Origin of the sequence: Pseudomonas sp. BF-B-15, from assembly GCF_019946675.1 — a bacterium.
GTDB lineage: Bacteria > Pseudomonadota > Gammaproteobacteria > Pseudomonadales > Pseudomonadaceae > Aquipseudomonas > Aquipseudomonas migulae.
The window spans coordinates 1-11,208 of record NZ_JAGYFZ010000147.1 but is presented as its reverse complement, the minus strand read 5'-3'; the positions used below and the strand labels follow the sequence as shown (position 1 = coordinate 11,208).

14 protein-coding genes are annotated in these 11,208 nt (G+C 58.7%); 5 read left to right on the top strand and 9 right to left on the bottom strand.

Annotated elements, in window-relative coordinates; genetic code table 11:
• Positions 1–133: 133 nt before the first annotated feature.
• Both KGA97_RS27640 and earP read right to left on the bottom strand, forming a co-directional pair.
• Positions 134–703: an elongation factor P gene (locus KGA97_RS27640; RefSeq protein ID WP_007943632.1), complete on the bottom strand. Its 570-nt coding sequence runs from the start codon at positions 701–703 to the stop codon at positions 134–136.
• A 48-nt stretch (positions 704–751) separates the two neighbouring features.
• The gene (earP, locus tag KGA97_RS27635) at positions 752–1,909 is read right to left on the bottom strand and encodes an elongation factor P maturation arginine rhamnosyltransferase EarP (protein WP_223481863.1); all 1,158 of its coding nucleotides are present in this window, start codon (positions 1,907–1,909) and stop codon (positions 752–754) included.
• Between the two features lie 124 nt (positions 1,910–2,033).
• Here earP and KGA97_RS27630 point away from each other — a divergent pair, with 124 nt between their 5' ends.
• Positions 2,034–2,444, top strand: coding sequence for a hypothetical protein (locus KGA97_RS27630; protein ID WP_008040529.1), 411 nt, complete (start codon positions 2,034–2,036; stop codon positions 2,442–2,444).
• 2 nt (positions 2,445–2,446) lie between these two features.
• On the top strand, positions 2,447–2,929 hold the full coding sequence (locus tag KGA97_RS27625) for a GreA/GreB family elongation factor (RefSeq protein ID WP_008031400.1): 483 nt from the start codon (positions 2,447–2,449) through the stop codon (positions 2,927–2,929).
• Between the two features lie 7 nt (positions 2,930–2,936).
• Here KGA97_RS27625 and cysB read toward each other — a convergent pair whose 3' ends face one another.
• The 5 genes from cysB to KGA97_RS27600 all read right to left on the bottom strand — a co-directional run bounded on the left by cysB (position 2,937) and on the right by KGA97_RS27600 (position 6,893).
• Positions 2,937–3,911, bottom strand: coding sequence for an HTH-type transcriptional regulator CysB (gene cysB / locus KGA97_RS27620; protein WP_008031398.1), 975 nt, complete (start codon positions 3,909–3,911; stop codon positions 2,937–2,939).
• Positions 3,912–4,024: 113 nt separating this feature from the next.
• Complete coding sequence (locus tag KGA97_RS27615; protein WP_008031396.1) at positions 4,025–4,528, bottom strand: universal stress protein; 504 nt, start codon at positions 4,526–4,528, stop codon at positions 4,025–4,027.
• A gap of 94 nt (positions 4,529–4,622) precedes the next feature.
• Positions 4,623–5,528: a 5'-nucleotidase gene (locus KGA97_RS27610; RefSeq protein WP_008031392.1), complete on the bottom strand. Its 906-nt coding sequence runs from the start codon at positions 5,526–5,528 to the stop codon at positions 4,623–4,625.
• A 25-nt stretch (positions 5,529–5,553) separates the two neighbouring features.
• On the bottom strand, positions 5,554–6,510 hold the full coding sequence (locus tag KGA97_RS27605) for a putative 2-dehydropantoate 2-reductase (protein WP_223481862.1): 957 nt from the start codon (positions 6,508–6,510) through the stop codon (positions 5,554–5,556).
• Positions 6,507–6,893, bottom strand: a complete 387-nt coding sequence (locus KGA97_RS27600; protein WP_207286360.1) for a thioredoxin family protein — start codon at positions 6,891–6,893, stop codon at positions 6,507–6,509. Before KGA97_RS27600 ends, KGA97_RS27605 begins: the two co-directional genes overlap by 4 nt.
• Here KGA97_RS27600 and KGA97_RS27595 point away from each other — a divergent pair.
• Both KGA97_RS27595 and KGA97_RS27590 read left to right on the top strand, forming a co-directional pair.
• The gene (locus KGA97_RS27595; protein ID WP_008040526.1) at positions 6,892–7,335 is read left to right on the top strand and encodes a PilZ domain-containing protein; all 444 of its coding nucleotides are present in this window, start codon (positions 6,892–6,894) and stop codon (positions 7,333–7,335) included. The two genes, KGA97_RS27600 and KGA97_RS27595, sit on opposite strands and share 2 nt — an antisense overlap.
• Before the next feature lie 162 nt (positions 7,336–7,497).
• A complete protein-coding gene (locus tag KGA97_RS27590) occupies positions 7,498–8,574 on the top strand; it encodes a 3-deoxy-7-phosphoheptulonate synthase (RefSeq protein ID WP_008031386.1) in 1,077 nt (358 codons plus the stop codon).
• A gap of 60 nt (positions 8,575–8,634) precedes the next feature.
• On the opposite strand, the gene KGA97_RS27585 is transcribed toward KGA97_RS27590, so the two are convergent.
• Positions 8,635–8,922: a GNAT family N-acetyltransferase gene (locus KGA97_RS27585; protein ID WP_008031384.1), complete on the bottom strand. Its 288-nt coding sequence runs from the start codon at positions 8,920–8,922 to the stop codon at positions 8,635–8,637.
• A 644-nt stretch (positions 8,923–9,566) separates the two neighbouring features.
• Between KGA97_RS27585 and oprI the strand changes: the two genes are divergently transcribed.
• Positions 9,567–9,818 (top strand): outer membrane lipoprotei OprI, encoded by a 252-nt coding sequence (gene oprI, locus KGA97_RS27580; protein WP_003172710.1) that lies wholly within the window; start codon positions 9,567–9,569, stop codon positions 9,816–9,818.
• Positions 9,819–9,941: 123 nt separating this feature from the next.
• Here the strand turns inward: oprI and KGA97_RS27575 are convergent, their stop codons facing one another.
• Positions 9,942–10,913 carry a L,D-transpeptidase family protein gene (locus KGA97_RS27575; RefSeq protein ID WP_008031383.1) on the bottom strand — a complete coding sequence of 324 codons (972 nt, stop codon included), beginning with the start codon at positions 10,911–10,913 and terminating at the stop codon, positions 9,942–9,944.
• Positions 10,914–11,208: the final 295 nt, after the last annotated feature.

Here is an 11,208-nt window from a genome sequence, read left to right as displayed (position 1 = left end):
GTCAGTCAACATCATTGTTGAATGACTAACCGCCTTCGCGGGCAAGCCTCGCTCCTACAGGGGCTGGTGTGTAGTTTGCAGGCACAAAAAAGCCCGACTCAATGGTCGGGCTTTTTCATTCCTGAAGCAGTGCTTATTTAGCACGGCCTTTGTAGGAACCGCCTTCGCGGGTATCGATCTCGATCATGTCGCCGATTTCGATGAAGTCAGCAACCGACAGCTCGGTACCGTTCTTCAGTTTGGCAGGCTTCATTACCTTGCCGGAAGTGTCGCCGCGAGCGGAACCTTCGGTGTAGTCAACCTGACGCACGATAGTGGTCGGCAGTTCTACGGAAACCAGACGCTCTTCGAAGAAGATCGCTTCGCAAACATCGGTCATGCCTTCTTCAACGAAAGGCAGAACGGCTTCGATGTCTTCAGCGTTCAGCTCGTACATGGTGTAGTCGGTGGTGTCCATGAACGTGTAGGTGTCGCCGCTGATGAAGGACAGGGTCGCTTCTTTGCGGTCGAGGATTACGTCGTCCAGTTTGTCGTCAGCGCTGTAAACGATCTCGGTCTTGTAACCGGTCAGCAGGTTTTTCAGCTTGGTCTTCATGATCGCGCTGTTACGACCGGATTTGGTGAATTCAGCTTTCTGAACCAACCATGGATCGTTTTCGAGACGGATCACGGTACCGGGTTTCAGTTCTTTACCAGTTTTCATTGCGAATATCCGAATTTGGATGGGATTTACAAAAATCTAGGCCGCGTATCATATCCAATTTAGGTAAAACTGTACCAGCGCTGCGGCAAGATCAGCCTGCAAAGCCTGTTCCAGACACCACGCTTCGGCGTGTTTTTGCAGTTCTGGCCAGTGTTTACGGGTCGTAGCCCAATGGTCGGACATATCATGCCCGGCATTCCACTCTCGCCAAAGACCGCTGATCGCCTCGCGGGCAGGCGCAGACAGGCCTTTTGTGTAGAGCGTGAGGAAGGCTTCGAGCTTGTCCAGGTGAATGTCTTCGTCCTGCCGATAGATGTGCCAGAGCAGCGGCCGCCCTGCCCATTGCGCGCGGACAAACGAATCTTCGCCGCGCACGGCGTTGAAATCGCAGCACCAAAGCAGGTGATCGTATTGATCCTGTCGGACGAACGGCAGCACTTGCACGGTCAATGACTCGCGCACATGCACCGCGCCAGCCGCCAAACCCTCGACACCGAGCCAACGCTCGACATCACCGAGAATCCGCCCTTCGGGCACCAGCAGATGCGTGGGCACGGAATCTGCGGCCAGGACATCCAGCCAACTGGCCAGGCCGGCATTTTCGTAGGCGAACAGCGAAATCAACTGCGCGCCTTGCGCCCGATCAATCCCTAAACCTTGCAGGAATGCGCGCTGAGCCTTCGGGTCTTGCTGAAACTGCCGACGCCGTTCCAGCAATCCGCTTTCACGCAGCAAGCCACCGGTGCCCTTTTGGAACCCCGGAAAGAAAAAGAATTTCTGCACATTTTTGTACTTCACCGACGGCAAGCCGTGGCAGCCAACGACCCAATCCTCAGCGCTCAGGTAGTCGAGGTTCAACCACAGCGGCGCCTTCTCCCGCGCCGCCATGGCCTCCATGTAAGCACTCGGCAACTGGCAGGCGAACGCGGCGATCACCACATCAGCCGCGTCAGTCGGCTGCCAGTCGGCCGTCCACTGACGCACCTCGACCCCCTCCTGCCACTGCTGTGAAAGGTTGAGATCGATGGCTGGGCACAAACGCTCGAAGGCCCGCAAATCATCGACCCACAAACGCACGTCCATCGCATGTTCGGCCACCAATTGGCGGGCCAGGCGCCAGGTCACACCGATGTCGCCAAAGTTATCGACCACGGTGCAAAAAATATCCCAGCGCCTGCGGTTTTTCATTTGAGGCATTTCAGGCATTCCAGGCTCCCGTTGGCAAAGGCGCCGATTGTCCGCATAAATTACCCCGTGCAGAAGAGCCGACGGCGATTAATCTTCATGCGACAATCGCCACTCGCCCGCGACCACCCGCCAGGAGGCAGTCATGCCCTACCGTCCCAATCCGCGCCGCCGCTTGCCGATCCAGCTTAATGCCCTGCAACTGACGGGCAGTATCGCCCTCGGATTGTGGCTGGGTTTCCTCGCGATCGCACTGACCTGCTGGCTCGCCTCGCGCCTGTTGTTCAGCGAGCAACTGGCGCCCGTCGCACAAGCGGTGGAGCAATTGGCCAAGCCGCCGGTAGTGGTGCAACCGGTGCCGGACATTCCGCCGCAGAGCCCGATGTTCCAGCAATACGAAGAGAACCTGCGCAAGAACGAACAGGCACAACGGCTGGATCAGGCGCGCAGCAGCAACCGCAATCTGTCGAACCCCAATTGCCAGTTCTGGCTGCAACAGGACCGCACCGCGCCAAGCGAAAAAAGCCGCGCCAATGTCCTGCAATTCTGCGATTGATCATGAATAAGCAAACCGTCCACCAACTGATTATCGACAAGCTGCGGATCGATCTCGACATCGCCGAGCGTGCCGCGCAAACCGCTTACGAAACGGCGACCCACGAAGAAAACATCGCCGAAAACAAGTACGACACCCTGGGCCTGGAGGCGTCATATCTGGCAGCCGGGCAGGCAAAGCGCGTGGAGGAAATCAGGCAGTCACTGACGTTGTGCCAGAACCTGACGCTACGGCCTTATGACGACCAGCGCGGCATCGAAGTCGGCGCCCTGCTCGGTCTCGAAGACGAAAAGGGACGTGAGCAATGGCTGTTCCTGGCGCCCGACGCGGCGGGCTTGAAGGTCGACTTGGTGGGGCAATGGATTACCGTCATCACCCCTCGCTCGCCGCTGGGCAAAAGCCTGCTGGGCAAGTTCGAGGGGGACGAGGTGGAGATTCTGGTGGCGGGTGCTCGGCAACAGTTTTCTGTTACCGAGGTGGTTTAGCGGGAGATCAATGAACCGGCAGTTCGACGCCGTCGAATAGCTCTTCCAGTTCCTGCTTGTTGTGGCACTGAATGGCTTTGGCCATGACTTCGCGGGTCAGGTGCGGGGCGAACTTCTCGATGAAGTCGCACATGAAGCCACGCAGGAAGGTGCCGCGACGGAAACCGATTTTGGTGATGCTGGATTCGAACAATTCGCTGGCATCGAGCACCACCAGGTCATTATCGAGCTTGGTATCGACCGCCATTTTCGCCACGATGCCCACGCCCAACCCCAGGCGAACGTAAGTCTTGATCACGTCGGCGTCGGCGGCGGTGAACACCACTTTCGGCGTCAGGCCGCGATGGCTGAAGGCTTCGTCGAGTTTCGAACGGCCGGTGAAACCGAACACGTAAGTCACGATCGGGTATTCGGCCAGCGCTTCGAGAGTCAGCTTCGACAGCTTGGTCAACGGGTGGCCCTGAGGCACGACCACGCAGCGGTTCCAGCGGTAGCACGGCATCATCACCAGGTCACCGAACAGCTCCAGCGCTTCAGTCGCGATGGCGAAATCGACGGTGCCGTCAGCGGCCATTTCGGCGATCTGCATCGGCGAACCCTGGTGCATGTGCAGCGCAACATCCGGGTATTGTTTGATGAAATTGCTGATCACCGGCGGCAACGCATAACGCGCCTGGGTGTGCGTGGTGGCGATCGACAGGGTGCCTTTCTTCTCGTTGGAGAATTCCTGGGCGATCTGCTTGATGCTTTCAACCTTGCGCAGGATCTCGCCGGCGGTGGTGATGATGCGCTCGCCGGCCGGGGTGACGCGGGTCAGGTGCTTGCCGCTGCGAGCAAAAACCTCGACGCCCAATTCGTCTTCCAGCAGACGGATCTGCTTGCTGATGCCCGGTTGCGAGGTGTAAAGGCTTTGGGCTGTAGCGGAAACGTTGAGGTCGTGGTGCGCCACTTCCCAGATGTAGCGCAATTGTTGAAGCTTCATATGAATCCCTCAAAGCAGGTAGACGCCACGGGCATCAGCGACGGTATATAACTATATTAATGGTTTGAAGAATAAATCTAGAACTTTTTTATCAAACTGCCACTATTCGTGGACTAGCGGTCCCCTTGGCGACGGCGTTCCACCAGCGGCACCAGATAGACCGGGACCCGAGCCAACTGCAACACCCGCGCTGCGGTCCGCCCCAAAGGCGTTTCCGCGCCAGCACCATGGCTATGACTACCTACGATCAACAAATCCACGGAGAGTTTCTGCGCCTGTTCGAGAATCACCTGCGACGGATCGCCCTGAAGCACCCGCACCGCTTGTATCCGCTCCAGATCCTGCTCCCCTTCATCCCCCAGTTCTTCACGAAAACTGTCGAGCACGCGCTGCTCGATATTGGCGATCACGGTGTTCAGGCCCTGACTGTGAAACTCGTTCAGCGCCTGCTCATCGAGGTAACTCTGAAGCACCGATTCGGCAAACAGCCCCATGGGTTCAACCGCGTGCACTACATACAGGTCGGCATTGAATGTTCGAGCCAGCTCCAGGGCATGCTGCATCACCAAAGGGGCGTACAGGCCGAGGTCAGTGGCATAGAGCATCGAACGAATCATATGACCTCCTCGAGTGCCAACATGGCGGAGATTGATTCAGCTTAGCAGTGCCTTGGCGAGTGCGACGTCCCGCGTAACGCGTTGAACGGCGGGCTTAAACCTTTTGCTCATTGCTTATGCCATGCGGCACATGGCCGGTAGCGACCACCTCGCGAGCCAACTCGCAATGACCGGCCTGATCGTCGAAAAACACGTCAGCGGCAAAGGCTTCAAGGAAAGCGGACTTGGTCAGGCCACCCAGAAACAGCGATTCGTCCAGACGAATATCCCACTCGCGCAGGGTCCGAATCACCCGTTCATGGGCCGGTGCGGAACGCGCGGTGACCAGCGCGGTACGGATCGGACAGTCGTCCTCCGGGAACTCGCGCTGCAACAGATTGAGCGCCGCGAGAAAGCCCTTGAACGGCCCACCGCGCAAGGGCTCGCGGGCGCTTTCGCGCTCGCTGGCCTGGAACGCTTCAAGGCCGCCCGCCTGATAAACCCGCTCCGACTCGTCGGAAAACAGCACGGCGTCACCGTCGAAGGCAATCCGCAATTCATCGCTGGCCGCACGGCTGGCGCCGCCCGACAGAATGGTCGCCGCCGCGAACCCGGCATCCAGCGCACTGCGCACGTCTTCGGCATGGGTCGAGAGGAACAGGTCGCAGCCAAACGCCTTGAGGTACGGATAGGGACTGCGCCCGCCGACAAATGCCGCGCGCGAAATCGCCAGCCCGTAATGGTGAATCGAGTTGAACACCCGCAGCCCGGTGTCGGCACTGTTGCGCGACACCAGGATCACCTCGACCCTGGCGCGGCCGAGGCTGGCGTTCAGGTTCAGGAGTTTTTCAACGAGAGGGAATGCGTCGCCGGGCTCGAGGATTTCATCTTCGTGTTCGATCTGATATTGCCGATAGGCCTCGACGCCGCTCGACAGATAAACCTTGTGGCTTTCGCTCAGGTCGAACAGCGCACGCGAAGAAATCGCCAGTACCAGTTTGTCGTCAATCGTCTTTGCCATGCCCTTCCCCCTCGGGTTGATCGACTCAGGTGTTGCGTCGATCGATAAAACTCAAACTGCGATACAACGCGTCGATTCGCGGCAATTCGCACCCGACAGCCTTGGCCGCCGCCAGTGGCCGGGCGTAAATGGCCGCCAGTTCCAGCGGCCGCTTGTGCAAAAAGTCGTGGTGCATGCTCGGCCAGTAGTCCGGCATTTTCTCGGTCATCATGAACAGATAATCGGCATAACCGGCCGGCATGTCGTGACCGCAGGCCTTCGCGCCCCGGACCACTTCGGCCATCAAGGCCTTGATCAGTTCGCGGCTGTCAGCGTCGGCCATCAACGCTGTGGTGCCCGCCCCAAGCAGAACCGACAGGCCGTTGTAAGGAATATTCCAGACCAGTTTTTGCCAGCGCGCCTGTTGCAGGTTCGCCATGGCCTGGGAATCGATGCCGGCGCTGCGGAACAACCCGGCGCCCTCCTCGACAATCGCCATGCGCGCCTGCTCATCGCCAGCGGGGCCACTGTGGTAGCCGACGTTCACCGCGCCGAGGGCCTGATGGGTGATCGCGCCCGGGCCGGTGCGATGCACGCAGATCAGACAAAGCCCGCCGAGCAGGTGCAGCGTATCAGGGAGCAATGCCCGCAGACTGTCTTCGACGTCCAGGCCGTTTTGCAGCAGCAGTACCTTGGCATTCGGCGCTGCGGCTTGAATGATCGCCGGCGCCAGACCGGCATTGCTGGTGGTCTTCGCGCCCACCAGCAACCAGTCGCAGGGCGGCATGTCCTCGGCCGACGAATAGGCCTGAACCGGATTCAACGTCAGCGCGCCGTGCGGTGCACTGTCGACGTGAAGTCCGTGCTCGGCCACCGCCGAAAACTCGCTGCGCAGCAGAAAATGCACATCGAAACCGGCACGCGCCAGCATGACCCCGTAAAACCCGCCGATCGCACCGGTTCCGATAATACCGATGGTCGGTTTGGCAACTGCAGCCGTCATGGCAACTCCTCTGCTGTTCTCGTCAACGCCTGACCTACGGCCTCATTCAGCTCGGTAGCGGTCAGGCGTGATCTTAGTGCCCCGAAGAACTCACCGTCGCGCACCACAAACAGCGCCGGCAAATGAAAGACCTGATAACGCTCGACCACCCCGCCGTTGTCCCCGGCATCGATCCAGCACAAGCGATCGACATCCAGATCGAGCCTGGGCAATTGCTCTCGGGCAAAACGGCAACTGGCGCAGCCGACGCTGGTAAAAACAACCAGCGAAACGCCGCTCATCGCCAGCAACCGTTGGTCGGCGTCGAAATCGGTCAGTGCCAATTCGACCACTATACTGGGGGAAACAATGTCAGATGGCCGACACATGGAGTCCGTGCTCATGGGACGTTTTATTCCTCATCCTGACGATGTACCCGTCGAATTAACGTTGCTAAAACCTGAGTGTATTTCACGGCAACAGCTGCACACTATCAGCCTCGGGGGCATGGCTTGCAATTACCACCGCGCCTGGCGTCACGGTACCGCGCTGGAAGTACGCATGCCGACCTTGAACCCCGATATGCGTTTTCTGGGCTACGTGGCCTGGTGCTTGCGACGCAAGCGCGGCTACCTGGTAGGCATTGCCTTTGTTGACGAGCAGATGATGTTCAGCGCCCGAATGGGCGAACAGGTGTGTCAGATCGAGCGTTACTGTCGCCTGCATGACGCCCACGACGACCTGCAGGAAACCCAGGCGCTGGCCCTCGAATGGGTCCAGCAGCACGCCGACGAGTTCTCCCACGACACGGTTCGCAAGGCATTTTCGCAGGCGGTGCTGGATTAAGGGTCGTCATCAATTCGTTGCGAATGGCCCTTAAACCGCTGTCTGCCCATTGTCGAGCCACGGTGTAACGCGCTAAGGTTCCGCTCCCCGACGCGCTTAATTTGCTGTGCTCCGCCGCGCGGGTTCGCTGGCGGCCGGCACCCGTGACCTGACGAGTAAACGATGGCTGATTTACCGATCAACGACCTAAACGTCGCCTCCAACGAGACGCTGATCACTCCTGACCAGCTCAAGCGTGATATCCCTCTGAGCGACGCTGCCCTGCGCACCGTCACCAAGGGTCGCGAAGTCATTCGCAACATTCTTGATGGCACCGACCACCGCCTGTTTGTCGTCATCGGGCCGTGCTCGATCCACGACATCAAGGCTGCCCACGAATACGCCGAGCGCCTGAAAGTGCTGGCCGCGGAAGTGTCCGATACGCTGTATCTGGTCATGCGCGTGTATTTCGAGAAGCCACGCACCACCGTCGGCTGGAAAGGCTTGATCAACGACCCGTACCTGGACGACTCCTTCAAGATTCAGGACGGTCTGCACATTGGTCGTCAGTTGCTGCTGGACCTGGCCGAAATGGGCCTGCCGACCGCGACCGAAGCCCTTGACCCGATCTCTCCGCAATATTTGCAGGACCTGATCAGCTGGTCGGCCATCGGCGCGCGCACCACCGAATCCCAGACTCACCGTGAGATGGCCTCCGGCCTGTCCTCGGCGGTCGGCTTCAAGAACGGCACCGACGGCGGCCTGACCGTTGCGATCAACGCCCTGCAATCGGTTTCCAGCCCGCATCGTTTCCTGGGGATCAACCAGGAAGGTGGTGTGTCGATCGTTACCACCAAGGGCAATGCCTACGGTCACGTGGTGCTGCGCGGCGGCAACGGCAAGCCGAACTACGATTCGGTCAGCGTCGCACTGTGCGAACAAGCGCTGAACAAAGCGAAGATCAAGCCGAACATCATGGTCGATTGCAGCCACGCCAACTCCAACAAGGACCCGGCCCTGCAACCGCTGGTGATGGAGAACGTCGCCAACCAGATCCTCGAAGGCAACCGGTCGATCATCGGCCTGATGGTCGAAAGTCATCTGAACTGGGGCTGCCAGGCGATCCCGAAAGACCTCGCCGACCTGCAATACGGCGTGTCGATCACCGATGCCTGCATCGACTGGTCCGCCACCGAAAACACCTTGCGCAGCATGCACGCCAAGCTCAAGGATGTGCTGCCTAAACGTGATCGCACCTGATCACTGTTCAGCGCACACAAAAACGCCGGGCTTAACCCGGCGTTTTTTTATGCGTTCGTTTTACTGGCTCAGCTTGGCCGCATGCCGCTGGTGGCGCTCCATGTAGCGCTCCACGTAGGAACACGATGGAATCACGGTGTAGCCCATTTCCTCGGCGTACTCCAGCGCCTTCTCGGTCAAGGCTGCCGCAATGCCGCGACCACGCAATGCATTGGGCACGAAGGTGCGATAGATATCCAGAGTCTGTTTCCCCAGATCCATATAGGTCAGGTAGGCACGATGACCGTCCACATTGGTCTCGAACTGATGACCTGCCTGGTCATGGTTGATGGACAACGCCTCGCTCATCACAACTCCTCTGCGGGTCTTGAATTCTGACCCCTACCTTACCGATGTTTTTCCGGCGAAGGAACATCTACGCCACCCCCGTGCCTGAATGGACACCGAGAAGAGCTGCACCGATCTCGCGCAACCGAGCACGTATCAAATAGTAGGCACCATTGGCAGAAATGCTCAAGGTGCGCTCGTCATCACGCGGGGTTGGGCGGGTGCTGCTCCGGGTTACGCAGGGACGGCTCGACCGAAGCGCTCTGCGGGTCGATAGCCTGAACATTGCCGGATGTTGAGACTTAAGACGAGCGTCCCTCTATTAAGTCACCTCAACTAGGCGAAAGAGTTTGAGAGGTGCCGCGCAAATTCCGAACAAAAGTGTAGACGAATCCATCTAGACAGACTTTAGCCAAGATGGGAAAAACAGTCCTGCCTCCGGGAACTTTTTCGTGCCAACTCGCTCAGCTCGGGCCTTGCAGCTGGATATTTTTTAATCAATCGCAAGTAAAAGTTGCTCGAAAAAGAATCAACGCCTACAATTTTTTTTGCTTCTTGCTTTACGTCAGTTTACTTACGACAAGTAATGGGTAGTATGTACGCCGGCTATTTCCTCACTCTGAGGAGACAGCTACTTTAATTGAAAGTCCTTGAAGGGGAACACGATGAACAACGTTCTGAAATTCTCTGCTCTGGCTCTGGCCGCAGTTCTGGCTACCGGTTGCAGCAGCGTATCGAAAGAAACCGAAGCACGTCTGACCGCTACTGAAGACGCAGCTGCTCGCTCCCAGGCTCGTGCAGACGAAGCTTACCGTAAAGCTGATGAAGCTCTGGCTGCTGCTCAAAAAGCACAACAGACTGCTGACGAAGCTAACGAGCGTGCTCTGCGCATGCTGGAAAAAGCTAGCCGCAAGTAATAATCCTTCGGGGTTGTTATCAAGCCGACCCATTTTTTGGGTCGGCTTTTTTATTGCCCGGCGTTTGTCCAGGCAATAAAAAACCCGCCGACGCTCTCAGCGCCGACGGGTTCTGTTCAAGCCTTACTGCAACGGATCGATCGGTGCACTCGTCACCATCGGCGCAGAAGTATTCGGCACGGCGATTTCCACCGGCAGGCCATCTTCAGCGGCAACCACATCACGCACCACATCCCAGTTCATGCGCAGGTTGTTGGTGATGTCTTCGCGCTTGAGCATCGCGTTGATCACAGCCGTGTGCTTGTCGACGACCGACGGGTTGCCCTTGTCGTCCAGCGGCGTGTGCGCTTCCAGATACACCTTGCCGCCACTTACACCGAACTTGTACGGGTCGTTGAGAATGCGCACTGACGTGCCGACCGGCACCATGCCTGCCATTTGCAGCACGTTGTTGTTGAACATGCGGAAGCAGCCGTGGCTGGTGCGCATGCCGATGCCGAACTTCTTGTTCGAACCGTGGATCAGGTAGCCCGGTGTGCCCAGGGTGAACTTGAACGGGCCCAGCGGGTTGTCCGGGCCGGCCGGCACGACGTTCGGCAGCGGATCGCCGTCAGCGGCGTGCTCGGCCTTGATCGACGCTGGAGGCGTCCAGGTCGGGTTCGGCGTCTTCGCAACGATGCTGGTGTGGGCAATCGGCGAACCCCAGCCTTCACGACCGATACCCAGCGGGAAGGTGTAGACCACGTTCCGGCCTTTCGGGAAGTAGTAGAGGCGGTATTCAGCCAGGTTGATGACGATGCCTTCACGTGGGCCTGGCGGCAGGATGAAGCGCGTCGGCAGCACGATCTCGGTGCCGGCACCCGGCAACCATGGATCGACGCCAGGGTTGGCCGCGACCATTTCCGAGTAGCCCAGATCGTAGGTGGTGCCAAGGTCGGCGAAGGTGTCTTCGTACTTGGCCTTGATCACTTGCACCTGGCCGATGATGTCTTCACCGGGCGGTGGCAGGGGTAGCTCCAATGCTGCTACGGGGCCAGCCACACAAAGGGCGGCAAGAGTCAGGCAGCGGGTGACGGCAGGAAAGCGCGGCAACATCCGGAAAATCCTTCGCATAATCGACTGGGGTTTAAGAACGCAATTGTACACTGGCGCTCTGGTATTCGGGGAGAGACACCGATAGAGCGTGAATTGGCTGCGGTATTTTTTCAGGGGGCATATCCGTTTCTGCGGTAACGGCCGCTAATGGTTCCGCTTTTACAGCGGGTCACTTGGAAAAGCCCCAAGTAACCAAGGGCTCTTGCCCCTTTCGTTCGGTGCCTCGCCTAGGCTCGGCATGCCCTCGCTCCGGTCCTGCTCCGTGGGCCCGCCGCCATCGGCCATCCATGGCCGG

Bases quoted from the DNA above. Each gene is read 5' to 3' on its own strand.
- KGA97_RS27625 (WP_008031400.1), top strand. From the start codon at position 2,447: ATGAATAAGCAAACCGTCCACCAACTGATTATCGACAAGCTGCGGATC.
- KGA97_RS27585 (WP_008031384.1), bottom strand. From the start codon at position 8,922: ATGAGCGAGGCGTTGTCCATCAACCATGACCAGGCAGGTCATCAGTTC.
- KGA97_RS27610 (WP_008031392.1), bottom strand. From the start codon at position 5,528: ATGGCAAAGACGATTGACGACAAACTGGTACTGGCGATTTCTTCGCGT.
- KGA97_RS27615 (WP_008031396.1), bottom strand. From the start codon at position 4,528: ATGATTCGTTCGATGCTCTATGCCACTGACCTCGGCCTGTACGCCCCT.
- earP (WP_223481863.1), bottom strand. From the start codon at position 1,909: ATGCCTGAAATGCCTCAAATGAAAAACCGCAGGCGCTGGGATATTTTT.
- KGA97_RS27630 (WP_008040529.1), top strand. From the start codon at position 2,034: ATGCCCTACCGTCCCAATCCGCGCCGCCGCTTGCCGATCCAGCTTAAT.
- KGA97_RS27575 (WP_008031383.1), bottom strand. From the start codon at position 10,913: ATGTTGCCGCGCTTTCCTGCCGTCACCCGCTGCCTGACTCTTGCCGCC.
- KGA97_RS27595 (WP_008040526.1), top strand. From the start codon at position 6,892: ATGGGACGTTTTATTCCTCATCCTGACGATGTACCCGTCGAATTAACG.
- KGA97_RS27590 (WP_008031386.1), top strand. From the start codon at position 7,498: ATGGCTGATTTACCGATCAACGACCTAAACGTCGCCTCCAACGAGACG.
- KGA97_RS27640 (WP_007943632.1), bottom strand. From the start codon at position 703: ATGAAAACTGGTAAAGAACTGAAACCCGGTACCGTGATCCGTCTCGAA.
- cysB (WP_008031398.1), bottom strand. From the start codon at position 3,911: ATGAAGCTTCAACAATTGCGCTACATCTGGGAAGTGGCGCACCACGAC.
- KGA97_RS27600 (WP_207286360.1), bottom strand. From the start codon at position 6,893: ATGAGCACGGACTCCATGTGTCGGCCATCTGACATTGTTTCCCCCAGT.
- oprI (WP_003172710.1), top strand. From the start codon at position 9,567: ATGAACAACGTTCTGAAATTCTCTGCTCTGGCTCTGGCCGCAGTTCTG.
- KGA97_RS27605 (WP_223481862.1), bottom strand. From the start codon at position 6,510: ATGACGGCTGCAGTTGCCAAACCGACCATCGGTATTATCGGAACCGGT.